Raw genomic sequence first — 22734 nt, forward strand, 5'->3', positions numbered from 1 at the left:
ATCGCAGAACTTGAAGGATCTCGCGCGCCTGCGACGCGTGCGCGACCGGATGGATCGCGACTACGCTCAGCCGCTGGACGTCGAGGCGTTGGCGCGCGGTGTGCACGTGTCGGCCGGCTACCTGAGTCGGCAGTTCAAGCGTGCCTACGGCGAATCTCCTTACTCGTACTTGATGACTCGCCGGATCGAACGTGCAATGGCGCTGCTGCGACGAGGAGATCTCTCGGTCACCGACGTGTGCTTCGAAGTGGGGTGTTCCTCGCTCGGCACGTTCAGCACGCGCTTCACCGAGCTGGTGGGAATGTCGCCGAGCGTCTACAAGCGACGTGCGGCCGGAGACGCGGCAGGCATACCGTCGTGCGTCGTGAAACAGGTGACGAGGCCGATCAGAAGCGGCGCACGCCGATGACGTGTCGAGATGCTCGCCCGTACAGCTCCGTCTACAACTCGATTCCGGTTGCCTCCACCACCGTCGACCACAGGGCATCCCTGGCGTCGGGGGAGTCCTTGCGCCACGACGGGTAGTGGGTCGGCCGAATGGCTCGGTCGTGCCAGAACTTTCCGGTGCTGGTGAGCGCTTCGTCGCCGGCGGCGAGCCACACGATGGTGTCCGCGCCTTCGTCGGGTGTGCGGAGGATGGGTTTCATGACCGTGCCGAACATCGGAATCGAATCGGTCACTCCCGGTGTCGCGGCCCAGCCGGGGTGCATGCTGTGCACCACCGGATCGTGTTCTTCGGTCATTCGCTGAGCCAGCTGCTCGGCGACGACCACCTGCATACGTTTGGTGCGGGCGTACGCCGTCATGCCGGAGTACTTTCCGGAGGCGAACTCGAAGTCGCGCGTGTGCAACGGCACCGGATACATGCCGCCGCTGGAGACGAAGACGACTCGGGATCCGGCGTCGAACAGTTCCCTGGCGCCGACGGTCAGGGCGACGGGGCCGAGGACGTGGGTCGCGAATGCGGCCTCGTGGTTCTGTGCTGTCGACGTGCGCTCCTCGGGCATGACGCCCGCACAGTGGACGATGGCATGCAGCCCGGTCAGCTCCGACGTCAGGTCCGTCACCAGCCGTGCGACGGAATCGAGATCGCTGACATCGCATTCTCGGACGACGATCGACGCTTCCGATGCAGCTGTCTTGATGATCCCGGCGGACTTCTCGAGTCTTTCGGCCGATCGCCCGACGAGGTGTACCCGGGCGCCGAGTTTCGCAAGGGACGTCGCTGTGGCGGCCCCGAGCCCGGAGCTGCCGCCGGTGACGACGACGTCGATCGGTTCGGGAAACGGTGCCGGGTCCGACGCCCAGAACCTGCTGCGCACCGTCGACCCGATGCGGGAGTAACCGGGTACGACGGTTCGATCGAGGACGGTGTCGAGGATGCGCGTCACGGAGACCATGCGTCCTTCGTACCCCACCGTGTCATCATGCAAGCATGGTTCTCTCCGAGGAGGCACGCGATCTGCTCGCGGATCTACCTGCGCACAGACGTCAGACGTTCGAGCTGCGTCTGCAGCAGTGGGGGCCGGATCTGCTCGACGCGGTGACCGCGCTGTATTCCGCACCGGACGACGTGGCGTCGGCTCTCGTCACCGTCGCGGCCCGGGGGTTCGCCGCGCGGTCCGACGAGTTGCACCGGCTCGACGAACGCAGGCTGTTACAGCCGGACTGGTTCCAGCGGCCGAACATGTTCGGGTACGCCTGCTACGTCGACAGGTACGCGAAGACGTTGAAGGGCTTGGGGGACAGGCTCGATCATCTGACCGACCTGGGGGTCACGTATCTGCACATGATGCCGTTGCTGAAGCCTCGCCCCGGTGACAACGACGGCGGATATGCCGTCATGGACTTCTCCTCGGTGCGTGAGGATCTCGGTACCAACGAGGATCTGGCGCAATTGGCCGCCACGTTGCGTAGCCGCGGAATCAGCCCCGTCGTCGACCTGGTTCTCAATCACGTTGCTCGCGAACATGACTGGGTGGTCGCCGCGCGCGCAGGTGACGCGAAGTATCGTGACTACTTCCTGATCTATCCCGATCGCGACACTCCCGACAGGTTCGAGCGCACCCTGCCCGAGGTGTTCCCGGACTTCGCGCCCGGTAGCTTCACCGAGGTCGACGGCGAATGGGTGTGGACGACGTTCAACGAGTGGCAGTGGGACCTGAACTGGGCGAATCCCGCCGTGCTGCTCGAATTCGCCGAAGTAGTGGTGCATCTGGCGAACCTGGGAATCGAGGTGCTGCGCCTCGACGCCATCGCATTTCTGTGGAAGAGGCTCGGGACCAACTGTCAGAACCAGCCGGAGGTGCACGCCGTCACGCAGGCGCTGCGGGCGACCTGCCGGTTGACCGCTCCTGCGACGTTGTTCAAGGCCGAGGCCATCGTCGGGCCCCGCGACCTCATGCCCTATCTGGGCGAGGGGCGCCATGCGGGACGCGTGTCGGACATCGCCTATCACAACAGCCTGATGGTGCACGTGTGGTCGATGTTGGCGTCCGGCTCCACCGATCTGGCCCGGCACGCGCTCGCTGGGTTGCCGCCGACACCGCCCGGCGGTACCTGGGTGACCTATGTCCGCTGTCACGACGACATCGGCTGGGCCATCGATGATTCCGACGCCTCCGCCCGGGGTGTCACCGGCGTCGGGCATCGGCAGTTCCTCGCGGACTGGTACTCCGGCGAGTTCGACGGATCGTGGGCGGAAGGGCTTGTCTTCCAACACAACAGGGAGACCGGTGATCGGCGGATCAGCGGCACGGCCGCGGCCCTCACCGGTCTCGGCCCGTCGAGGAAGGATCCCGCGGGCGGGTTCGCGCGCATTTTCCTCGCGCACGCCGTCGTCGCCGCATGGGGAGGCATTCCCGTCGTGTGGAGCGGCGACGAGATCGGGTCACCGGGCGACCCCGAGTGGGCGTCGGAGGACGGACACTCCGCCGACAACCGCTGGGTTCACCGGCCGCGGATGACCGACGCCGACCGAGCCCGCCGCCACGAACAGGGCTCCGACGCCCAACGCGTTTTCGACGGTGTAGCTCATATCGCACGTGTCCGAGCCGGCCTGCCGATGCTTCATTCCGAGGCTCCCACGCGGGTCCTCACCGACGCGGACATCGACGACGGCCTCCTCGTCGTACAGCGTCGACACCCGAGCGGGACTCTCGTCGGTGTATTCAACGTGACTGCCGATCATCGACCACTCGCCCGTGCCCGGTTGGCGGACCTGGGGTCGGTCGATGTCCGCGAAGTGCTGTCCGGCCACGATCTGGCAGAGCACGGACTGCACGATCCCGGCGGAACGCTGTGGGTCCCGCCGTACGCCGCGTGGTGGATCGTCTGAGAATCGGCGAAGAGGCGCAGGCGTTATATCCCTGTTACCCTGCCTCCCGAAGGTCGTCGGATTCGGACGTTAGGGACTCGTTGATGTTTTCTCGTGCTCGTAGCTCGGTCGGCGTGCTCCGGGGGCTGCGCTCCCGCCTGCTGTTGGGTCTCGTCACCGTGCTGGTCGCTGCATTCGGCGCCACCTTCGTGGGGACGGGTGTTGCGCAGGCCGATTCCGCTCTGGTCTACGTCCACTCGGATGCAATGAACAAGGACATCCCCGTCAAGGTCCTGAAGGCTGCAGGTGAGGGTCCTGCTCCGACGATCTACCTGCTCGACGGCCTGCGCGCGCCGGACGACAACAACGGCTGGCTCATCGAGACCGACGTGGAGCAGTTCTTCGCCGACAAGCACGTCAACGTGGTCATCCCGTTCGGTGGCGGCGGAACGTTCTACACCGACTGGGAGCGCCCCGACCCCAAGCTGGGCGTCGTGAAATGGGAGACCTTCCTGACGCAGGAGCTGCCGCCGGTCATGTCCGCGCAGTTCGGCAGTGACGGCGTCAACAATGCAGTCGCCGGTCTGTCCATGAGCGGCACCTCCGCGCTGAACCTGGCCGCGAACCACCCCGACTTCTACAAGGCCGTTGCATCGTTCAGCGGCTACCCGACGGCCAGCAGCCCCGGCTACGCGCAGGGTATCCAGGTGTCGGTCGGCGAGATGGGCGGCAACGCGCGCAACATGTGGGGCGCATGGCCGTCGGCGTCGTGGCTCGCCAACGATCCGCTGCTCAACGTCGGCAAGCTCCGCAACACCAAGGTGTTCGTCTCGGCCGGTACCGGTTCGCCGTTGACCGACCCGACCGTCAACCCGGTCAGCGCCAGCTTCGACCCGGTCAAGTTCGCACAGATGGTTCCACTCGAGACTGCGTCGGGTCTGTCCAGTCGCGCCTACGTCGGAGCTCTCCGCGCAACCGGCAACAACCCGGAGGTGCGCATCACCGGAGTCGGAACGCACTGGTGGAACTTCTGGGAAGAGCACCTGAAGGACGCGTGGTTCACCACCTTCGCACCGTCCCTGGGACAGTAGGCATTCCCTCGTATTAGCGTGCACGCATGACTGCACCCAAGATCGAGGTCGACTACACCGTTCTGGACTGCCCGGACCCGGCTGCACTCGCCGGGTACTACGCGAAGGTTCTCGGATGGAAGCCCACGAGTGACGACGGCGACTGGGTCGTGATTCAGGGACCGGGGGAACTTCGCCTCGCGTTCCAACGAGCCCCCGAGTTCACACCGATCGACTGGCCGTCCGACGGCATCAAGATCCACCTGGATTTCGTCGTCGACGACATGAAGGAAGCCGAGGACTACGTTCTCGAAATCGGCGCGACGAAGATCGAGGGCAACGAGAACCACCCCGGCTTCGCCGTGTTCCGGGATCCTGTCGGCCATCTGTTCTGCCTGTGCCGCAGAGGGTGACTACTATTCGCGCATGAGTTCCTTCCTGGTACAACGCACTACGGTGATCAACGCGTCGCCGGACAAGATCCACCCGTTGATCAACGACTTCCGTGAGTGGCGTACCTGGTCACCGTGGGAAGGCGCCGATCCTGATCTGTCACGGACCTACACGGGTCCGAGCAGTGGCGTCGGCGCCTCCTACGCCTGGTCCGGCAACCGCAAGGCAGGAGCGGGATCGATGACGATCACGGATTCGAAGCCGGGGCAGATCGTCGTCATCGACCTGGTGTTCACCAAACCCTTCAAGGCGAAGAACGTCACCACGTTCACCATCGACCCGGGCGCGAACGGATCCGAGATCACCTGGTCCATGACCGGCGAGAACAACCTCTTCTTCACTCTTCTCGGGAAGATCTTCCCGATGGACAAGGTCGTGGGGAAGGACTTCGACAAGGGTCTGGCTCAGCTCAAAGCACGGGCGGAAGGTCAGGCGACCAGTTCGTGACTGCGGGGTGACCGATGATCGGCGTGCACCTGCAGCCACTGCGCGAGTAGCTGGCAGCCGGTGAGGCCGCTTCCGTCGACATCTGCGGCGTCGAGCGGTTCGGTCGCGTACGCGATGTGGCGGTCGCCCGACGGATTGGCCACCGACCAACGACGCCACGCCAGGGTCTTCGGAAGGTACCCCGAAAGTTCCCGCAGGGCGACGCGTACGCGTCGGGCATCCTTTCTCCATTGCTGCGGCGAGAAGCCGGTCTTCGACGCGTTCTGAAAACCGTTGGTGCGGATGAGATGCCACACCTGTCGAAGCCACAACCGGGTCGTGCGGAACGACATCCACCTCGTGAGATCGGCGATGTCGCGGATGTAGCTGTCCTCGCTGGCGTTGCAGATCATGTCGTGTGGGTGCCCGATCCACATCGTCTCGACCTCGGCCGGTACGTTCGGGCCGACGCCCGCGACTCCGCGACCGGTACAACCGTCGACGGCACCCGCGGGTTGCTGAGGATCGGAGATCAGCCCCGCTGCCGTCACCGTGGGCAGGTGGATCGCCCCGGAAGCCATCTGTCCCAGAACTTCGCGGATGACCGAGCAGCCCTGCGAGTAGCCGATCAGTGCGACCGGGCCTGGGGTCGCTTCGACGGCAGCGATGAGTCGGCGGACTCCCAGTGCGGTGCTGTGCCGATAGCTCAGCCCACCGACCGCGACGGGACCGTACGACGCCGGGTATCCCACCCATCGGCAGGCGAACCGATCGTCCAGCGCGCCGGTGACGTGGCCGAGCAGTCCCGTGACGAAAGTACGGTGGTCGTCCGGTCGGGACTCTCCGGTTCCACCTACGGCGAGAACGGTCAGCTGGGTCATGTCCTCGACTATGACGCGGCATTCTGTGAAATCTCTGGGAAGACGACCGCTACCGGGCGCAGCTCCGGCGAAGCGCGGTCGAGACCTCGTCGATCGCGCGGTCCAGGAACGAGCAGTGGACGTCGGGATCCGGCATCGCCGACGCCGCCGATGTCACGCTGACGGTCACGGCGTCGCCGATGCCGTGGACTCCGTGCGTGAGGCCCATGATCGGAGACAGCGCGGGGAAGCCGGCGGTGAAACGAACCGGTCCGCCACCGACCTCGAGGTCCGCGGCACCACGCGCGACGCTCGACAGGACCGTGTTTCCGGTGACCGTGTCCGGAACGGCGGTGGCGTCGAACTGGCGGACACCCCAGTGCAGCAGTACAGCGGGAACGGCTTCGGATGCGAGCGACTGAGCCTCGGCTGCGGGATGGGCTGCGCGGCGACGACGAGCCTGCAGTGACTCGGAGATGGCGTGCGCTCGGGCGGCGAGATCGGTGATGTCGGGGCGTAGGTCCACTCCGGCATTGCCGAAGTGGTTGCGCGCCCGGCGTTCACCGTGCTTGCCTAGTGTCGCCTCGGCACCGAGCTCGGGAGGTACCGGGTCTCCGTGGTGTGCGAGATAGCGTTCCAGGGCGAGTGATATCGCGGTTGCGGCACCGACCGTGACGCTGATGCCCGGGGCGGTGAAATCGCTGCGATCACGAACGAGGCATCGCACGGACGTGCGGCCCGCCGGTGCGACGTTGACTCGGATCCTGGGCCTACCCGGCGCAGGAGCGGGGACGGTTCCCGCGGCGGTGTCGGCTGCCAGCTGTCGTTCGAGATCGTGTGCGCGAGTGGCTCTTCGGAAGAATTCGCGTGGGCCGATTCGGGTCCGGTCGGCGATGGGGGCCGGCGCGGACCGGTCGTCCCCGAAGAGTCTTCGGGCCAGGCTCGACGCGACACGGCCGTCGCCGAACGCATGTGAGATCTGCAGTATCGCAACGAGTGCCGGGCCGTCGCACCGCGGGGCGCCGGTGACGCCACCGACAAGGTGCAGACGCCAGACGGATCCGTGGGGGTCGAGCTGATCGGTGAATGCCTCGGCAACGGTGTCGAGGCAGTCCCTCCACGTGCGGCCGGTCTCCCGGATGTGTACGAGGTCCGTTGTGTCGGGTGCCCGACGAAGACTCGGATAGCGAAGCGAGAGTGGGAAATCGACGATCCGCATACCGAGGTCGCTGATCTGTTCCGCGCGGCGCAGCAGTTCTTCGCGGACGGACTCCGCAGGCGAGTCGGTGTCGAAGCAGTACAACAGAAATTGATCGTTGGGAATCTTCGCGGACATCCAGTACGTCTGGGCATCGGTGGGATGCAGACGAACGGTCACCTGCCGAGACCAGCTGCGGCAGGTGACCGGTGCGTGGACGACGTGAGAGTCGTCAGGCTACGTTCACCAGCCCGACGGTCGGGAAGAAGAAGCAGCTCTTGTCGCTACCGTCGACTGCCTTGTGGTTCACGGTGCCGAAGACCGCGGCGAGTACGGTGCCGGCGCCGGTCTCGACCGGGACGGCCCGCGCGCCTGCAGCGGGCAGCACGGCGAGTGCGTCGGTCAGTGGTCCGCGAACCAATTCCTTGACGGCCGGGTTGACGTCGAGGTTGTCCAGAATCGACTGCACCAGCGTCGATGTCGCGCCGCCGAAGTCCGCGAAGCCGCCCTTCAGGGTGTTGACGTTGAACCACGCCACCTGCATGCCGCTCTTGTCGCCGGAATCGTCGACGATGCCGGCCGGAACGAATGCGAACAGTGTCTCTCCGGCCTCGGCCGCATTGAGTGCCGGCAGCGGGACGGGCGAGGGGATGGTCAGGTTGGGCCACGGGCCTGCGGCCCCGCCTGCCACACCGGGCACGATGCCGAGCGGTGCGCCGGGCGCGGCGGCGCAGTTGATTGCAGCCGTCGGGTAGAAGAACGGCGTGATGCCGACTTCAGTCAGAATGCCGTTCACCGTGTCGAGTGCAGCGAGCGGATTGGCGCCGGTCGGTTCGGCGACCTCCGTGCGAGTCGCCGCGATGGCGTCGGCAGCAGCCTGGGACACGGCATCGAGAGCTGCGGGTGCAGGCGACGCGGGGCCGGGATCGGCCGCCGCGGTCGCGGGAACCGCGAGTAGAGCCGCGCACGACAATGCGACGGTTCCCGCTAAACGGCTGAGGCGACGAGACATATGTGACTCCTGGGACTCATGAGGTCAAAGTTACGAATGGGGTGATAGGACCACAATTCTTACGAAGTTCTCAAGCCCAGGAGTTCACGGTTATGCAATTGCAACGTCCGCCTACGCGGAGTTCGGTGCGTCAGCTTGCGTTGATTCCGTAGTCACGCACAATGCCGGCGAGACCGGAGGCATAACCCTGGCCGATAGCTCGGAACTTCCATTCCTGGCCGCGGCGGTACAGCTCGCCGAACACCATCGCGGTCTCGGTGGAGGCGTCTTCGGTCAGGTCGAATCGCGCGAGTTCACGACCGTCGGCCCGGTCCACGACACGAATGAAGGCATTGATGACCTGGCCGAAACTCTGCCCCAACGCGTCGGCGTCGTGGATGGATACCGGAAAGACGATGGAATCGATCTGCGGGGACAGTGCGACGAGGTCGATGTCGATCGACTCGTCGTCGCCCTCACCTTCACCGGTGCGGTTGTCGCCGGTGTGCTCGATGGCGCCGTCGGGGGAACGGAGATTGTTGTAGAAGACGAAGAACTGATCGCCCGCGGACTTCTTGTCCGCGCCGAGTCCGATGGCGCTGGCGTCGAGGTCGAAATCCCCGCCCGTCGTGCTGCGCACATCCCAGCCCAATCCGATGGTCACGGCAGTCAGGTTCGGGGCTTCCTTCGACAGCGATACGTTTCCGCCCTTGGCCAGGGTGACGCCCATTCACTTACTCCTTCATTCGTAGATGAATTGCCTGCTCTCCACAGTAGGTGGTGAAGAGAGGGGAGGGTGTGACTAGCGATGCTGGAGTGATTGTGGTGAAATACCGAAACCGAAAAAGTTATCAGGACGGCCGGCGTGCGCGTCGGCGACACGCCGAGCGAAACTATCGATCTGGGGACTTACGTGCACGTATCGCGTCGAGACTTGTTCAAGTACGCCGCTGTGGGATCGGCGGCCGCCGTCGGTCTGGCCGCAGTGTCCACCCAGGCGGCACGCGCCGACGGGCTGGGGACGTTGATCGATTACTCGGGCGGGGTTCCGTCGCCGGAGTCCATCCGCGCTGCCGGGCACCTGGGCGCGATCAGATACGTGTCGGACCGTAGGCCGGGAGCCGAATGGATGCTCGGCAAGCCCATGAAGCGTGACGAGGCGGACGCCCTCACCGAGGCAGGCCTCGAAGTGGTGTCCAACTACCAGTTCGGCAAGGGCGAAACCTCGGACTGGAAGGGCGGATTCGCGGCCGGCGTCAAGCATGCGAAGCGCGGCCTCGAACTGCACCGAGCAGCAGGGGGACCGGAGAATCGCCCGATCTACGTCTCCATCGACGACAACCCCACCGCGGTGCAGTTCGCGACCCTGATCGCGCCGTACATCCTGGGCTGGGAATCGATCGTCGGCCCGGAGAACACCGGCATCTACGCCAATTCACCCACGATCGAACTGGCGTCCATCGCCGGGCTCGGTCAGTGGTACTGGCAGCACAACTGGGGCACTCCGAAAGGATTCCGCCACCCGGCTGCGCATTTGCATCAGGTTCAGATCGACAAAGCGAAAATCGACGGAATCGGCATCGACCTGAATGTAATTCTGAAGCCCGATTACGGCCAGTGGTCGTTGGCCTGAACCGGAAAGAATTCCGCAATGAATCTCATCGATGTCATTTATTCGATCGCGGCGTATTTCTATCAGCTTTTCTCGGATTCGCTCGGCTCCTGATTCGCCGTCGTTCTTCCGAACAGCAGAATCAACGACACGACGGCCAATGCTGCGACCGCCGCAGAGAACACGACACCTGCGGTGACCAGACCCCACGCCGTCGCTGCAGCACCTGCGCCGATGACGGGGACAGAAATGGCGATGTAGAGGACGACGAACAGCGTCGACGTCACCTCGGCGCGGCGGTCCGGGGGTAGTTCCTCGGTCACCGACGCCAATCCCTTGCTGAACGTGATGCCCTGACCGATGCCGCACACCACCGCGGCGACCAGCAGTACGGGCAGGGATGCGGTGGCCAGAGCCAGGCACAGAGCGCCGACGCCGACGATCAGCGTGATGCACCCACCGCGTAGTGCGACGGTGGTGTCGAGACCGCGCAGGGCGATCTGCGCGGCCGCCGACGACGCGAACGTCACGAAGACGACGGCGCCGACGACGGCGTGGTTCTGCACTCCCAGAATCTGCGTGACGAAGCCGGGGGAGACGCCTGTGAACAGCCCGAGAACGGCGAAGCCGGCGAACCCACCGATCGATGCCCGGACGAACGTGGCCCGGACCGGGCCGGGCACGGACAACCTCTGCATGTGCGGACGCGCTCCGGGCAGCACGGTCACCGGCTCCGGAATCAGGAACACGGCGACGCCTGCGACCGCCAGCAGGACGAGGTTCACGACGAACGTCAGCTGCGTCGGCTCGGGGAGGTACTCGACCAGCAGTCCCGCCACGAGCGGTCCGAGCCCGAGTCCGCCGATGTTCGCTGCCGTGGCTATCGCGGGAGCCCGGGACTTCCACGTCGAGGCGCTCGAACCTGCAGGCCCCGGACGTGGATCGGGAGCCAGTTCCACCAGGGTGACCGTGGCCGTGCCGACGAAGATGCCCGCGGACAGGCCGGACAGGACACGTCCGACGAGAAGGGCAGCGAGGGACCCGGCGAAGACGAACACCAGTGCGCTGGCGATGCCGAGCGCAATGCCTGCAAGCAGGAGCGGGCGCCTACCCAGCGAATCGGACCAACGTCCGAACGCCAGGAGGGCGGCCAGGACGCCGAGCGCGTACGCCGCGAAGATCACGGTCACGACGAACACCGAGAACCCGAACTCGGCCTGGTACAGCGAGTACACCGGGGTGGGCATCGTCGTGCCCATCATCGCGATCGTGAACGCGTAGGTGATCGCTACGAATGCAACAGGTTTGCTCACCAGCAAACCTTAGTGGGCAATGCCGGCCAGGGAACGACCAGGCTCGGTCGATCAGGGAACGAACACGGTCCCGATGGTCGGCAGGAATCCGCACGTGCGTGCCGGAGCGGCCGGATCTTCCTTGGACTGCGTCGTGATGGAACCCGAGACGACAGCGAGCACGCGGCCGGGGCCGGTGTCGGCGATAGCCGAGACGGTGGCCGGTCCGTCCGGATTGATGTTCGATGCCCCGGTGAGTTCCGTGGTGCCTGTTCGACGGTTGTCGAGGTTGAGCCACGTGACCGTCAGCGGAGCTTCCTGGACCTGCGCGATGGGCGCGGTGCCGAGCGCGGTGAAGACGAAACCTGCCTGGCCGGCGGGCGGACCGGGAGGGGGCAGCGTTGCCGGGCCGGGTACTGCGAGTGCTGTGCCGACCGAGTCCGCGCTGTCGGAGATGCATCCCTTACCGATGGTGGGGTACAGGAACTGCGCGATGACCGGACCGTCCGCGGGAGGAAGCTCCGGGCCACCGCCGCCGGAACCGTCGAGGAACGTGATGACCCGCTCGAGGGTGGACTTGACCTGATCCGGCAGAGCCGAGTTCTCGAGGAGCGCGCGCGCCTGGGCGAGAAGATCCGCCTGAGGTGCGGCGGCGACATCCGTCGGACCGGCTGCAGCGCCGAGAATGGCCGGCGCGAACGAGGCGAGGGCTTCGATCTGTGCGTAATCGGGAAGCGGCTGATCCGGAGTAGGGAGGAAGAAGGGAGGTACCTGCGTCTCGGGAGTCGGGGACTCAGGAGCGGCGGGGGCCTGCAGTGCAGGTTCGGCCGATGCGGTGGCCGGCACTGCCAGCGCGGCAGCGATTGTCACAGCCACTGCGGTGACGGTCCTGCGCGTTACCCCGTTACGAAGCACTTGATTTCCCCATCCTCATCGAAAGCGGGCCGTGGAACTGTTGCTGGCTCGAGGGGTCACTCTATGTATACGGCCCATCGTTGTACAGCCGATGCCGATGCCAGACTGCCACCGTAGATTAGCCTGTTACAGAAGTGAATAGTGTTACTGGTGATGAAACTGTTATTTGTGACAATCCAACACGTGGTCGCGGAATTTCTGTGAACGGCTGTTTCGGAACCGGATCCGGCGCCCTATAGGCTCAGGCGTCAATCGCGGTCGAATCGAACGGGAGCAGTTACTTCAGTGAACCCCCCGCCCCGTCTGTCGATCCTCCGGCTCGCACCTCTCCTGCTGGCTGTGTCGGTGATCGCGCGTCTCGTCTGGGCGTTCGCAACCGAGAACGGCATGAACCTCGTCGACCTGCACGTCTACGTCGACGGATCCGCGGCGCTGCTGCGGGACGACCTCTACGACTTCACGTATTCCGAAGAGACTCCGGACTTTCCGCTTCCGTTCACGTATCCGCCGTTCGCGGCACTCGTGTTCTTCCCGCTGCACTACCTGCCCTTCACGTTCGTCGGCGTGTGCTGGCAGCTCGCGACGATGGCCGCACTGTTCCTGCTGATCAAGCTCGCACTCGAGATGATCCTCGGCGACGACGCGGCAACCGTGCGACCCGCCATGGCGTGGACCGCGCTGGCTCTGTGGACCGAACCGGTACGCACCACGCTCGACTACGGGCAGGTCAACGTCTTCCTCGCCCTGGGGGCCGTGCTCGCGGTACGCAGCTCCAGATGGTGGGTCGCAGGCGGCATCGTCGGTTTCGTCGCCGGCATCAAGCTGACGCCCGCGATCACCGGACTGTTCTTCCTCGCCACCCGACGATGGAAGGCCGCTGCATTCTCGGCCGTCGCGTTCGGGGCGACTGTCGCCGTCAGTTACGCGGTCCTCGGACACCAGGCGGGCACGTACTTCACGACTCTGCTGGGCGACGCCGACCGCATCGGTCCCGTCGGATCGGTGTGGAACCAGTCGCTCCGAGGGGCGATGAGCCGCATCGCGGGATACGACGTCGAATCGTCCGTCGCCTGGATCGCCGGCGTACTGGTGATCGCTGCCCTCGCGGTCGCTGCGTGGCGGGCGCTGCCCCCCGGTGACCTCCTCGGCACGCTGATCATCGTCCAACTGCTCGGGCTCGCCGTCTCGCCCATCTCCTGGTCCCATCACTGGGTCTGGGTCATGCCGATGCTCGTGTGGTTGCTGCACGGCCCCGACCGCCGACGAATCGGAACCCGCATCGTCGCCGGATACTGGCTGCTCACGACGCTCGTCGGAGTGCCGTGGATACTCAGCTTCTTTCAGGAATCGATCTGGCTGGTCTCCCGGCCCGGAGTGCTCGCCTGGTTCGGTGCCGTCGACATCGTCGGAATCGTGCTTGTCTACGGCTGGGTCGTCTACCTCGGTCGAGATCGCCTGCGCGAGCAGTTGCTCAGTCTTCGGGCAGCAAGGCGTCGATCCGATGCGCCAGATCCACATCCTTCTGCGTGAGCCCGCCCGCCGAATGCGTCGACAGAGCGAACGTCAGCTTGCGCCATCGAATGTCGATGTCCGGGTGATGGTCGGCGGCCTCCGCGGCAGCCGCCACACTGGAGACGAACTCGATCGCGGACGGGAAGGTCGGAAGTTCGACGGTGCGGACGATCGACGAGTCCACCCGTCGCCACTGGGGGAGGGCGCGAAGGGCGTCGTCGACATCGGAATCGGAGAGTAGGTCGTCCATGACTGACGATGGTGGCACGAAGAGACGTCTCGTGGTGGCAGGAGCGATCGTCTCCGACGGATTGTTGCTGCTCGCGCAGCGCTCGCGGCCCGCCGAACTCGCCGGCCTGTGGGAGCTTCCCGGCGGGAAAGTGGAGCCGGGCGAAACCCCCGAGGCGGCGTTGGCGCGCGAGCTGCGTGAGGAACTGGGCGTCGAGACCGCCGTCGGCAATGCGTTGACCGGTGATGTCGGTCTGGCCGAAGGCCGTGTGCTCCGCGCCTACCGCGTCGAGTTGATCTCCGGTAACCCGGTACCGCTCGATCACTCCGCGCTTCGCTGGGTGGATGCGTCGGCGCTGTCCACAATGGACCTCGTCGACGCCGATCGCGCCTGGGTCCCCGAATTGAGTGCCTTTCTCAGGCAGCCCGAGCCTTCTTGAGGCCCTTCTTCAAGTCCTTGCCGGTGGCGCCAGCATCTTCGAGTTTCTTCATACGCATGATGACGACGGGGCACTTCAAGCACCGTGTTTTCTTGCGGCAACACTTCTTCTTGGGCTTCAGACCCGAGATGTCCTTGGCCTTGACCTTGCCCATTTTGGTGGCTCCGCTTTGCTCGACTCGAAGGTGAATTCCTACCCAACAGTACTGCGTGGTGCAGGTCACCCTGTGCGAGCGGGTAAACTCGATCGGTCGCGAGAACCTCGCGGTGCAGCGCGCTTCTCTAGCGACATAAGCCCGCTAGCGAACAAGAGCCCGCATTCGACCCAGGAGAATTTTTCGCGTGAGCGCCCCAAGCAGTGCAGACAACATCGACAGCACCACAACCTTCCGCAACGTAGCCATCGTTGCACACGTCGACCACGGCAAGACCACGCTGGTCGACGCCATGCTGCGGCAGTCGGGAGCGTTCGAGGAACGCGCCGAACTCGTGGACCGAGTCATGGACTCCGGTGACCTCGAGAAGGAAAAAGGCATCACCATCCTGGCGAAGAACACCGCCGTTCACCGCCACAACCCGGACGGCACCATCACCGTCATCAACGTCATCGACACCCCCGGCCACGCCGACTTCGGTGGAGAGGTCGAACGCGGCCTCTCGATGGTCGACGGCGTCGTCCTGCTCGTCGACGCGTCCGAAGGCCCACTGCCGCAGACGCGCTTCGTGCTCCGCAAGGCGCTCGCCGCGTCGCTGCCCGTCATCCTGGTCGTGAACAAGACCGACCGTCCCGACGCGCGCATCGAAGAGGTCGTCTCCGAGAGCCACGACCTGCTGCTGGATCTGGCGTCGGACCTCGACGACGAAGCGTCCGAGGCAGCCGAGCTCGCCCTCGACCTTCCCGTTCTGTACGCCTCCGGCCGTGAGGGCAAGGCATCGAAGGTGCAGCCCGAGAACGGCAGCGCACCGGACGCCGAGAACCTCGACGAACTGTTCGACGTCCTCCTCAACTACGTTCCCGCGCCCAAGGGCAACGTCGACGCGCCGCTCCAGGCGCACGTCACCAACCTCGACGCGTCGGCCTTCCTCGGCCGCCTCGCGCTCGTCCGTATCCACAACGGCACGCTCAGCAAGGGCCAGACCGTCAGCTGGATGCGTGAAGTCGACGGCGAGCCCGTCGTCCAGAAGACCAAGGTCACCGAGCTGCTCAACACCATCGGTGTCGAGCGCGTCCCCGGCGAGAAGGGTGTCGCGGGCGACATCGTCGCTGTGGCCGGTTTCCCGGACATCATGATCGGTGACACCCTGGCCGACCTGGAAAACCCGGTCGCCCTGCCCCGCATCACTGTCGACCAGCCGGCCATCTCGGTCACCATCGGCACCAACACGAGCCCGCTCGTGGGACGCGTCAGCGGCCACAAGCTCACCGCTCGCATGGTCAAGAGCCGTCTGGATTCCGAGCTCGTCGGCAACGTCTCGCTCAAGGTCCTCGACATCGGTCGTCCCGACGCCTGGGAGGTGCAGGGTCGTGGTGAGCTCGCCCTCGCCATCCTCGTCGAGCAGATGCGCCGCGAAGGCTTCGAACTGACCGTCGGCAAGCCCCAGGTGGTCACCCGCCAGGTCGACGGCAAGATCCACGAGCCCTTCGAGGAGCTCACCATCGACACCCCCGAGGAATTCCTCGGCAGCGTCACCCAGCTCCTCGCGGCACGCAAGGGCAAGATGGTGCAGATGACGAACCACGGCGCAGGCTGGGTTCGGATGGAGTTCATCGTCCCGTCGCGAGGCCTGATCGGTTTCCGCACCGACTTCCTCACCGACACCCGCGGCACCGGTATCGCCAACGCCGTCTTCCACGGCTACGCACCGTGGGCAGGCGAGATCCGTGCACGCCACACCGGCTCGCTCGTCTCGGACCGCAGCGGAAGCGTCACCCCGTTCGCCATGATTCAGCTGGCCGACCGCGGAACGTTCTTCGTCGAGCCCGGCGCGGACACCTACGAGGGCATGGTCGTAGGTATCAACCCGCGTCAGGAAGACCTCGACATCAACGTGACCCGCGAGAAGAAGCTGACCAACATGCGTCAGTCCTCCGCCGACGTCATGGAGACCCTGGCCAAGCCGAAGAAGCTGGACCTGGAAATGGCCATGGAGTTCTGTGCAGGCGACGAGTGCGTCGAGGTGACCCCCGAGGTCGTTCGCGTCCGCAAGGTGCACCTCGACTCCAACGAGCGCGCTCGCGAGCGTTCGCGTAGCAAGTCCCGCGACAAGGCTGCTCTGTAATCAGTCTGTTTCGGTAAATTCTGGGCTGATGTCTCAGGTTCGAGCGTGGTGACCCTGCAGAGGGCCACCACGCTCGTGACAGGAGTGGAGCTCGAGGAGTGGACAGGTGCTGTGACGACGAAGGAGCGGCCATAGTGCGGCGGACGAAGAGTGGCATTGCAGTCGCAGCCATTGCACTGGCGTTGGCAGCCTGCACGGCCAATCCGCCGCCTCCCGTCGAGAGCGAACCCACTCCCGAGACCACGACGACCACTCCGGCGCCGACCGAAACCGGCGATCGGGTGGTCGTGGCCATCGACGACGTGGGGATCGGTTTCAATCCCCACCTGCTCTCGGATCAGTCGCCGGCCAATTCTGCTGTCAGTTCCCTCGTCCTACCGAGCCCCTTTCGTCCGATCGCCGATCCGAACGATCCGGCGAGCACCGTCTGGGCTCTGGATTCGACTGTCCTCGTGTCGGCCGAGGTGACGTCTCAGAACCCGTTCACGGTCAGATACCAGCTGCGCAACGACGCACAGTGGTCCGACAGTGCGCCCATCGCCGCCGAGGACTTCAGATACCTGTGGCAGCAGATGATCTCGCAGCCAGGCGTCGTCGATCCCGCTGGATACGCGCTGATCGAGGACGTCGCCTCGTCCGGTGGAGGCAAGACCGTCGACGTCACCCTGTCTCAGCCGTACCCGAACTGGCAGCGACTGTTCACCGACCTGCTGCCGAGTCATCTGCTCAAGGACTCGCCCGGCGGCTTCGAGACCGGCCTCAGCGACAACGTTCCCGTCTCCGGCAGTCAGTTCAACATCAAGTCCATCGACCGTGGGCGCGACGAAATCCTGCTCGAGCGCAACGACCGCTATTGGGGTGAGCCCGCCTTGCCGTTCCAGATTCTGCTTCGCCGGGGCGGAACTCCGGCTCAGCTCGCGGATTCGCTGCGTTCGGGCGACGCACAAGCTGCGCAGGTCCGAGCAGGAACGGCTACGGAAGCGCAACTGTCGGCAATCCCCGGTATTCGCACCGGCATTCGGTTCCAACCCCGCGTTCTGGATCTGACGCTGAACGGGCGCACGCCCGTGCTGGCCGACCCGGTCGTGCGGCGAGGGATGCTGGGTCTGCTCGACTCCTCGCTGTTGTCCACCGTCGCAGCAGGATCCGGATCTGCCGATCATCCTGCCCGTGCGCATCTGACCTCTCCGTCGGACACGCGCTACGACGCCACCGCGCCGGCTCCGATCTCTCGCGAGGCCGCGGTGACGCTGCTGGAACAGGCCGGGTACGTTCCCTTGGCCGACGGGTCTTTCGGAAAAGCCGGTGTGCCTCTCGATTTCGTGATCGGTGCCGTGGAGAACGACACGGTGTCGATCGCCGTCGCGAACACCGCGGCGGACCAGCTGTCCGGCGCAGGAATCAAGGCAACGGTCACTGCGCTGCCTGCGGAGGAGTTGTACAGCACCGCTCTGACCGACAGCGAGGTCGACGCGATCGTCGGGTGGTCCGCGGCCGGAGTGGATCCGGCAACCGTCATGGCGTCTCGATTCGGTTGCCCGGCAACGCAGACCGACGCGCCCGCGCAAGTGGAGACCGAGGGCGACGACGCGCCTCTGCCGTCACCGAGCAATCTGTCCGGGCTGTGTGTGCCGGAGCTCGAAGGCTCGGTGGACCGCGCGCTTCGAGGGGAACTACCGGTTGACCGCCTCGTCGCCGAAGCCGAGCCGAAGCTCTGGGAGTTGGCCGCGGTGCTCCCGATCATGCAGGATTCTTCCGTCGTCGCAGCGGGCACCGGCGTGGAAGGTGCGTCGTTGACCGGTCCCATCGAAACGGGGATCTTCGGCGACGCATCGAAATGGGTGAGGACACCGACCAAGTGAAACTGCTACTCGTTCACGCACATCCGGACGACGAGACCATCACCACCGGAGGCACCATCGCGCGTTACGCGCGAGCAGGCGTGGAAGTGACGGTCCTGACGTGCTCGCTCGGCGAGGAGGGCGAGGTCATCGGAGACACGTGGGCACACCTCGTGGTCGACGAAGCGAACCAGCTCGGTGGATACCGCATCCTCGAATTGGACAGGGCGCTGGCAGTTCTCGGTGCACAGCCTCCGAGATTCCTCGGTGGAGCAGGGAAGTACCGCGACTCGGGAATGGCCGGAACGGCGGCGGCGGCCAATCCGCGGGCGTTCGTCAACGCGAATCGAGACGAGGCGCTCGAAGCGATGCTGTCGGTGGTACGCAGTGTGCAGCCGGACGTGATCGTCGGCTACGACCCGGAGGGCGGCTACGGTCACCCGGATCACCAGCAGGTGCATTCTCTGGTGACGGAAGCGTTCGACCTGGCGGGAACGGACCACTATCCGGACGCGGGTGCGCCCTGCACGCCGAGGAAGTTCTACTGGACCGTCACCGGCGAGAAGCAGCTGCACGACGGTATCGACGCGATCGGCGAGGTGCCCGACGGTTGGAGGATGCCGGAGGACGGTGAACTCCCCTCGGTTCCGGAGAGTGTCGTGACGACGTCGATCGATGTGCGTGAGGTCTTCGACCTCAAGCGTGATGCCCTGCGTGCCCACGCCACTCAGGTGACCGTGGCGCCGTCGGGTGTCGAGTACGCGCTGTCCAACAACATCGTGCAACCCATCCTCGCCGACGAGCAGTACGTGCTGGTCCGCGGCGAGCCGGCGGACCTCGATTCGTCGGGTAGGGAAACGGATCTGTTCGCCGGCGTACTAGGATATGGCGTGAATCACTAATTTGATTGCATCTGGGGTGGGTCACACATGTACAACTGGATCGTGCAGGACGCCATAGTCGCGTTCGTCAACTCGCTCATGCCGGACTTTCCGCGGCAGGAAATGCTCTACCAGCAGGGACTGACCGATATCGCGTCGGCGCTGAGCACCCTACTGACCTCGTTGGGATACCCGCCGGTCTCCTGATCGATCTCGATACGTCAGTATTGGACGCATGATCTCGAAGGCCGCATCCAATGCTGTCGTCCTCGTGTCGAGGGCAACTCTCGCAGTACTGATCTTCGACGGTTTTCTGTGCGGCGTTCTGTCGATCCTGTTTCTTCCCACCTACCTCGGCTCGGTGCCGTTCCCGGTGAGTGCGCTCCTTGCCGGGGCTGCGAACGTTGCGTTGCTGTTCGCGGCCCGCAAGGTCGCCGAGGAACCGGTTGCCGTCGCGTCGCCGCTGATCGCGTGGTTCGTGGCCGTCCTGCTGTGCATGTTCGGTGGCCCCGGCGGAGACGTCCTGCTCCTGGCGGACTGGCGCACGGCGGTACTGCTTCTCGGCGGACTCGTTCCACCGGGTGTCCTGCTGTTCAGCTGGAGGCTGCAACGTCTCACAGCAGCCCCGCATGCTCACCCGCATCCCGGAGCACATTCTCGATCATCGTCGGGGTCAGCCTCCCGGTGAACGTGTTCTGCTGGCTGACGTGGTAGCTGCCGAACAAGCGGACGCCGTCGAGTTGGACGTGCACGCCGTGCCCGAACTTCGGCCGCGGTCGCGGGACTTCCCACCCGTTTCGTTCGAGCATCGGCAACAGTGATTGCCAGCCGAAGCCGCCGAGGACGACGATCGATCGCAGTGTCGGCTTCAGCAGGCGCAGTTCGATATCGAGCCACTTCTGGCACCGGTCACGCTCGGTGACCGTCGGCTTGTTGTCCGGGGGAGCACAGTGCACGGGAGCCGTGATCCGTACACCTCGTAGCTCGAGGCCGTCACCGATATGGGTCGACGTGGGCTGGTTGGCCAGCCCGACGGCGTGCAGCGCCGCATAGAGAAAATCTCCGCTTCGGTCGCCGGTGAACATGCGCCCGGTGCGATTGGCTCCGTGAGCTGCGGGCGCGAGCCCGACTATCAGAACGCGTGCATCCGCCGGCCCGAATCCAGGGACCGCTCTGCCCCAGTAGGTTTCGTCGCGGAACGCCGCCCGCTTCTCGACGGCCACCTTTTCACGCCAGTTCACCAGGCGTCGGCAGGCCCTGCACTGCGATACCGCCGCGTCGAGCCGAGGAATGTCTCGTGGGGTCATCGAGCCCACTTGTCACCGGCTCCCGGAGTCACCGCCTCGACGAGTGACCACGCCTGGTCGACGGGTACGTCGAGGATTTCGTAGTGCCCGACACCTGCGGGAGTCGCGGCGACGATGGTCGCGACCCCGGCGCGGCGCTGGAAGAAGCTCTGGCGCACGGTCCACCCGATGATTCCTGCAGCCTCGAGGCTGTGGCGCTTGCGATCCAGCGAACCGTGCTGCGTGATCAGCCAACCCGGTAGAACGGCGTGGCCGAGACCCCGACAGCGGTCCCAGGCAACCAGGAGTGCGCCGACGAACAGAACGGCCAGTGCGGCCCAGACGAGGATGGGGATCGGTGCACCTGCGTACTCCGCGACGCCGACGCCTGCTGCGACGACGGCGACAGGTAGCACCGCCCGTGTGTAACGCCGACGCTGTGCAGCCGGGCCGTGCACCACCAAAGGTTTTCTGGCGTCCCCGTGAAGTCCCGCGTCACCGAGGACGACGGTCATCATTCGTCTGGCTTCGACAGCGGGAGCCTGGGGGAGCAGCAGTGACGACTCCTTCTTCTCCGCACTGACACCGGTCATGATGGCGTCGAGCTTCGCGCCTTTCGCGACCCGCAGCAGCAGCGGCTCGGACAGTGACGTCCCGCGCAGACGTTTACGGTCCAGTGTCGTCGACCGGGTCCTCAGCAGTCCGTGTGCGACGTGCAGTCGAGTGCCGTCGTCGGTGACCGTCAGGTTGCCGTACGCGATCAGGTAGCGGACGCAGGCGAACACGCTCGCTATCGCCAGCAGGACGAGGAGTCCGACCACGATCACCACTGCGATCCCGAATCGCTCGGCGGAGTCGATGCTGTCGGTGACGACCGAGGACTCGGTGATCGTTTCCGCGAATCCGTACTGGAACAGGACACCGATCGCTGCGGCGATGGTGACGACGCCGGTGAACGAGAACGGTGCATAGCGCACCCACGACGTCCGCCAGTGCGCGATCTCGTTCTCTGCCGGTGGCGCTTCGTTCGGAGAGTCCAGTCGTCTCGTGACTCGCTCGAGCAGCTCTTCGCGCAGGGCAGGTACGACCTTCGAGTCGAGTGCGTTCAGCTCGAACTTCTCACCCTTTCCCGCCTGCTGACCCGTGCCGATGCGCAGGATCGACAGACCGAGCACGCGGTGGAGCACACCGGCCTCGATGTCCACGGACCGAATGCGGCTGCGCGGCACCGACAGGAGCTTCTTCTGAAAAACGCCGGTACGCAGCTGCACGTGCACCGGGCCGATTCGGTAACTCGTGGTGAACCAGCGCAGAATCGCGAACACGACGACCACCGCGACGATGATCAAGCCCCACAGATGATTGCCGCTCTGACTACCGACGATGAACGACACCAGCAGGACCGGCAGAACCTTCACTGCCTCGTTGACCGGATGCACCAGCAGCATCCGCTTGTCGAGCCGCAACCACGGTTGCTGCTCTTCCTCGGCGAGGAGTTCGTTGCTCATGTGGCGTCGCCCAACGTCCGTCCCGCGATGTCGGTCAGCTGTGCGACGGTCTTGTCTGCAACCTCCTTGTCGAGGGCCGTGATCTTGACAGCACCCGCGGAGGACGCCGTCGTCACCGTCACCGTCGACAACCCGAGCAGGCGATCGATCGGACCACGCTCGGTGTCCACTGTCTGCACCCGGCTGATCGGGGCGACACGTCGCTCCTGGTTGAACCACCCCGTGCGGGTGTAGACCGCGGTGTCGCTGATCTCCCAGCGGTGCACTCGATACCGCCAGATCGGCGTCACCACGATGTCCAGTACCGCGAGCACAACCGACACCCCGAACACCGTGACGTGCGGCCACGTCGTCCACGTATCAACGACCACCGCCCACACGACCTGTGCAACGAACACCGGAATCCAGATCAACGTCGCATTGATCGCCCACAACTGCTTGGCACGGGGACTCGGACGCCACGCCGGGTCGGTCATCGTGATCATGCCTACAGACCCTATCCGCACACCCTGGCCGCGCGGGTTGTAGCGGGAGCGCGGGTTGCAACCTGCGCGGTGGAACGGAACGTGCGCGGGGAGCGTGGTGACGAGGGATGTTGCGCCGAGCACGTTTGCAGCGGGAAACCC

The 22734-nt window shown here is 65.2% G+C and carries 25 protein-coding genes; 13 read left to right on the forward strand and 12 right to left on the reverse strand.

What is annotated here, in order from left to right:
* Positions 1 to 49 precede the first annotated feature (49 nt).
* Positions 50 to 409: a helix-turn-helix transcriptional regulator gene (locus CH292_RS08740; RefSeq protein ID WP_230620848.1), complete on the forward strand. Its 360-nt coding sequence runs from the start codon at positions 50 to 52 to the stop codon at positions 407 to 409.
* A 31-nt stretch (positions 410 to 440) separates the two neighbouring features.
* Here the strand turns inward: CH292_RS08740 and CH292_RS08745 are convergent, their stop codons facing one another.
* On the reverse strand, positions 441 to 1400 hold the full coding sequence (locus CH292_RS08745; protein WP_020112623.1) for an SDR family NAD(P)-dependent oxidoreductase: 960 nt from the start codon (positions 1398 to 1400) through the stop codon (positions 441 to 443).
* A gap of 35 nt (positions 1401 to 1435) precedes the next feature.
* Between CH292_RS08745 and CH292_RS08750 the strand changes: the two genes are divergently transcribed.
* The 4 genes from CH292_RS08750 to CH292_RS08765 all read left to right on the forward strand — a co-directional run bounded on the left by CH292_RS08750 (position 1436) and on the right by CH292_RS08765 (position 5286).
* Positions 1436 to 3337 (forward strand): alpha-amylase family protein, encoded by a 1902-nt coding sequence (locus CH292_RS08750; protein ID WP_094654503.1) that lies wholly within the window; start codon positions 1436 to 1438, stop codon positions 3335 to 3337.
* 83 nt (positions 3338 to 3420) lie between these two features.
* The gene (locus CH292_RS08755; protein WP_019665440.1) at positions 3421 to 4407 is read left to right on the forward strand and encodes an alpha/beta hydrolase family protein; all 987 of its coding nucleotides are present in this window, start codon (positions 3421 to 3423) and stop codon (positions 4405 to 4407) included.
* 26 nt (positions 4408 to 4433) lie between these two features.
* A complete protein-coding gene (locus CH292_RS08760) occupies positions 4434 to 4799 on the forward strand; it encodes a VOC family protein (RefSeq protein ID WP_094654504.1) in 366 nt (121 codons plus the stop codon).
* Between the two features lie 13 nt (positions 4800 to 4812).
* Complete coding sequence (locus tag CH292_RS08765) at positions 4813 to 5286, forward strand: SRPBCC family protein (protein WP_094628401.1); 474 nt, start codon at positions 4813 to 4815, stop codon at positions 5284 to 5286.
* On the opposite strand, the gene CH292_RS08770 is transcribed toward CH292_RS08765, so the two are convergent.
* The 4 genes from CH292_RS08770 to CH292_RS08785 all read right to left on the reverse strand — a co-directional run bounded on the left by CH292_RS08770 (position 5268) and on the right by CH292_RS08785 (position 9044).
* Complete coding sequence (locus CH292_RS08770) at positions 5268 to 6146, reverse strand: PE-PPE domain-containing protein (RefSeq protein WP_094628402.1); 879 nt, start codon at positions 6144 to 6146, stop codon at positions 5268 to 5270. The genes CH292_RS08765 and CH292_RS08770 overlap by 19 nt on opposite strands.
* A 49-nt stretch (positions 6147 to 6195) precedes the next feature.
* Positions 6196 to 7503: a WS/DGAT domain-containing protein gene (locus CH292_RS08775; protein ID WP_094654505.1), complete on the reverse strand. Its 1308-nt coding sequence runs from the start codon at positions 7501 to 7503 to the stop codon at positions 6196 to 6198.
* A gap of 52 nt (positions 7504 to 7555) precedes the next feature.
* Positions 7556 to 8335, reverse strand: coding sequence for a hypothetical protein (locus tag CH292_RS08780; RefSeq protein WP_019665435.1), 780 nt, complete (start codon positions 8333 to 8335; stop codon positions 7556 to 7558).
* 130 nt (positions 8336 to 8465) lie between these two features.
* Positions 8466 to 9044 carry a TerD family protein gene (locus CH292_RS08785; RefSeq protein ID WP_019665434.1) on the reverse strand — a complete coding sequence of 193 codons (579 nt, stop codon included), beginning with the start codon at positions 9042 to 9044 and terminating at the stop codon, positions 8466 to 8468.
* A gap of 135 nt (positions 9045 to 9179) precedes the next feature.
* On the opposite strand from CH292_RS08785, the gene CH292_RS08790 reads away from it, so the two are divergent.
* A complete protein-coding gene (locus CH292_RS08790; protein WP_019665433.1) occupies positions 9180 to 9947 on the forward strand; it encodes a DUF1906 domain-containing protein in 768 nt (255 codons plus the stop codon).
* A gap of 62 nt (positions 9948 to 10009) precedes the next feature.
* Here the strand turns inward: CH292_RS08790 and CH292_RS08795 are convergent, their stop codons facing one another.
* Both CH292_RS08795 and CH292_RS08800 read right to left on the reverse strand, forming a co-directional pair.
* Positions 10010 to 11239, reverse strand: coding sequence for an MFS transporter (locus tag CH292_RS08795; RefSeq protein WP_037141179.1), 1230 nt, complete (start codon positions 11237 to 11239; stop codon positions 10010 to 10012).
* A gap of 51 nt (positions 11240 to 11290) precedes the next feature.
* Positions 11291 to 12094, reverse strand: a complete 804-nt coding sequence (locus CH292_RS08800; RefSeq protein ID WP_037141181.1) for a hypothetical protein — start codon at positions 12092 to 12094, stop codon at positions 11291 to 11293.
* 324 nt (positions 12095 to 12418) lie between these two features.
* Between CH292_RS08800 and CH292_RS08805 the strand changes: the two genes are divergently transcribed.
* Entirely contained in the window at positions 12419 to 13663 is a 1245-nt protein-coding gene (locus CH292_RS08805) for a mannosyltransferase (protein ID WP_019665430.1), read from the forward strand.
* On the opposite strand, the gene CH292_RS08810 is transcribed toward CH292_RS08805, so the two are convergent.
* On the reverse strand, positions 13605 to 13895 hold the full coding sequence (locus CH292_RS08810; protein WP_019665429.1) for a 4a-hydroxytetrahydrobiopterin dehydratase: 291 nt from the start codon (positions 13893 to 13895) through the stop codon (positions 13605 to 13607). The two genes, CH292_RS08805 and CH292_RS08810, sit on opposite strands and share 59 nt — an antisense overlap.
* Between CH292_RS08810 and CH292_RS08815 the strand changes: the two genes are divergently transcribed.
* Positions 13894 to 14313 carry a (deoxy)nucleoside triphosphate pyrophosphohydrolase gene (locus tag CH292_RS08815; RefSeq protein ID WP_094654506.1) on the forward strand — a complete coding sequence of 140 codons (420 nt, stop codon included), beginning with the start codon at positions 13894 to 13896 and terminating at the stop codon, positions 14311 to 14313. The genes CH292_RS08810 and CH292_RS08815 overlap by 2 nt on opposite strands.
* On the opposite strand, the gene CH292_RS28860 is transcribed toward CH292_RS08815, so the two are convergent.
* Positions 14291 to 14467 (reverse strand): hypothetical protein, encoded by a 177-nt coding sequence (locus tag CH292_RS28860; protein WP_019665427.1) that lies wholly within the window; start codon positions 14465 to 14467, stop codon positions 14291 to 14293. The genes CH292_RS08815 and CH292_RS28860 overlap by 23 nt on opposite strands.
* Positions 14468 to 14654: 187 nt before the next feature.
* Here CH292_RS28860 and typA point away from each other — a divergent pair, with 187 nt between their 5' ends.
* The 5 genes from typA (at position 14655) to CH292_RS08840 (ending at position 20002) form a co-directional block, all read left to right on the forward strand.
* A complete protein-coding gene (gene typA / locus CH292_RS08825) occupies positions 14655 to 16592 on the forward strand; it encodes a translational GTPase TypA (RefSeq protein ID WP_020112613.1) in 1938 nt (645 codons plus the stop codon).
* A 134-nt stretch (positions 16593 to 16726) separates the two neighbouring features.
* Positions 16727 to 18454, forward strand: a complete 1728-nt coding sequence (locus CH292_RS08830; RefSeq protein ID WP_037182661.1) for an ABC transporter family substrate-binding protein — start codon at positions 16727 to 16729, stop codon at positions 18452 to 18454.
* Positions 18430 to 19335: an N-acetyl-1-D-myo-inositol-2-amino-2-deoxy-alpha-D-glucopyranoside deacetylase gene (gene mshB / locus CH292_RS08835; protein WP_020112612.1), complete on the forward strand. Its 906-nt coding sequence runs from the start codon at positions 18430 to 18432 to the stop codon at positions 19333 to 19335. Before CH292_RS08830 ends, mshB begins: the two co-directional genes overlap by 25 nt.
* Before the next feature lie 27 nt (positions 19336 to 19362).
* The gene (locus tag CH292_RS28865; RefSeq protein WP_179277938.1) at positions 19363 to 19521 is read left to right on the forward strand and encodes a hypothetical protein; all 159 of its coding nucleotides are present in this window, start codon (positions 19363 to 19365) and stop codon (positions 19519 to 19521) included.
* A 28-nt stretch (positions 19522 to 19549) separates the two neighbouring features.
* Entirely contained in the window at positions 19550 to 20002 is a 453-nt protein-coding gene (locus CH292_RS08840) for a hypothetical protein (protein ID WP_019665421.1), read from the forward strand.
* Here the strand turns inward: CH292_RS08840 and CH292_RS08845 are convergent.
* The 3 genes from CH292_RS08845 to CH292_RS08855 are packed head-to-tail and all read right to left on the reverse strand — an operon-like array spanning position 19929 to position 22593.
* On the reverse strand, positions 19929 to 20621 hold the full coding sequence (locus tag CH292_RS08845; RefSeq protein ID WP_179277939.1) for a uracil-DNA glycosylase: 693 nt from the start codon (positions 20619 to 20621) through the stop codon (positions 19929 to 19931). The genes CH292_RS08840 and CH292_RS08845 overlap by 74 nt on opposite strands.
* Positions 20618 to 22108: a PH domain-containing protein gene (locus CH292_RS08850; protein WP_094654508.1), complete on the reverse strand. Its 1491-nt coding sequence runs from the start codon at positions 22106 to 22108 to the stop codon at positions 20618 to 20620. The genes CH292_RS08845 and CH292_RS08850 overlap by 4 nt, the downstream gene beginning before the upstream one ends.
* Positions 22105 to 22593 carry a PH domain-containing protein gene (locus CH292_RS08855; protein WP_019665418.1) on the reverse strand — a complete coding sequence of 163 codons (489 nt, stop codon included), beginning with the start codon at positions 22591 to 22593 and terminating at the stop codon, positions 22105 to 22107. Before CH292_RS08855 ends, CH292_RS08850 begins: the two co-directional genes overlap by 4 nt.
* Positions 22594 to 22734: the final 141 nt, after the last annotated feature.

The organism is Rhodococcus sp. 14-2470-1a, assembly GCF_002259425.1.
GTDB classification, from domain to species: Bacteria; Actinomycetota; Actinomycetes; order Mycobacteriales; family Mycobacteriaceae; genus Rhodococcoides; species Rhodococcoides fascians_E.

What these genes read in the sequence shown, in the direction of transcription:
- CH292_RS28865 (WP_179277938.1), top strand. Translation starts at nt 19,363, where the DNA reads ATGTACAACTGGATCGTGCAGGACGCCATAGTCGCGTTCGTCAACTCG.
- mshB (WP_020112612.1), top strand. Translation starts at nt 18,430, where the DNA reads ATGGGTGAGGACACCGACCAAGTGAAACTGCTACTCGTTCACGCACAT.
- CH292_RS08840 (WP_019665421.1), top strand. Translation starts at nt 19,550, where the DNA reads ATGATCTCGAAGGCCGCATCCAATGCTGTCGTCCTCGTGTCGAGGGCA.
- CH292_RS08745 (WP_020112623.1), bottom strand. Translation starts at nt 1,400, where the DNA reads ATGGTCTCCGTGACGCGCATCCTCGACACCGTCCTCGATCGAACCGTC.
- CH292_RS08855 (WP_019665418.1), bottom strand. Translation starts at nt 22,593, where the DNA reads ATGATCACGATGACCGACCCGGCGTGGCGTCCGAGTCCCCGTGCCAAG.
- CH292_RS08750 (WP_094654503.1), top strand. Translation starts at nt 1,436, where the DNA reads ATGGTTCTCTCCGAGGAGGCACGCGATCTGCTCGCGGATCTACCTGCG.
- CH292_RS08755 (WP_019665440.1), top strand. Translation starts at nt 3,421, where the DNA reads ATGTTTTCTCGTGCTCGTAGCTCGGTCGGCGTGCTCCGGGGGCTGCGC.
- CH292_RS08760 (WP_094654504.1), top strand. Translation starts at nt 4,434, where the DNA reads ATGACTGCACCCAAGATCGAGGTCGACTACACCGTTCTGGACTGCCCG.
- CH292_RS08810 (WP_019665429.1), bottom strand. Translation starts at nt 13,895, where the DNA reads ATGGACGACCTACTCTCCGATTCCGATGTCGACGACGCCCTTCGCGCC.
- CH292_RS08850 (WP_094654508.1), bottom strand. Translation starts at nt 22,108, where the DNA reads ATGAGCAACGAACTCCTCGCCGAGGAAGAGCAGCAACCGTGGTTGCGG.
- CH292_RS08740 (WP_230620848.1), top strand. Translation starts at nt 50, where the DNA reads ATGGATCGCGACTACGCTCAGCCGCTGGACGTCGAGGCGTTGGCGCGC.
- CH292_RS08815 (WP_094654506.1), top strand. Translation starts at nt 13,894, where the DNA reads ATGACTGACGATGGTGGCACGAAGAGACGTCTCGTGGTGGCAGGAGCG.
- CH292_RS08785 (WP_019665434.1), bottom strand. Translation starts at nt 9,044, where the DNA reads ATGGGCGTCACCCTGGCCAAGGGCGGAAACGTATCGCTGTCGAAGGAA.
- CH292_RS28860 (WP_019665427.1), bottom strand. Translation starts at nt 14,467, where the DNA reads ATGGGCAAGGTCAAGGCCAAGGACATCTCGGGTCTGAAGCCCAAGAAG.
- CH292_RS08845 (WP_179277939.1), bottom strand. Translation starts at nt 20,621, where the DNA reads ATGACCCCACGAGACATTCCTCGGCTCGACGCGGCGGTATCGCAGTGC.
- CH292_RS08770 (WP_094628402.1), bottom strand. Translation starts at nt 6,146, where the DNA reads ATGACCCAGCTGACCGTTCTCGCCGTAGGTGGAACCGGAGAGTCCCGA.
- CH292_RS08780 (WP_019665435.1), bottom strand. Translation starts at nt 8,335, where the DNA reads ATGTCTCGTCGCCTCAGCCGTTTAGCGGGAACCGTCGCATTGTCGTGC.
- CH292_RS08765 (WP_094628401.1), top strand. Translation starts at nt 4,813, where the DNA reads ATGAGTTCCTTCCTGGTACAACGCACTACGGTGATCAACGCGTCGCCG.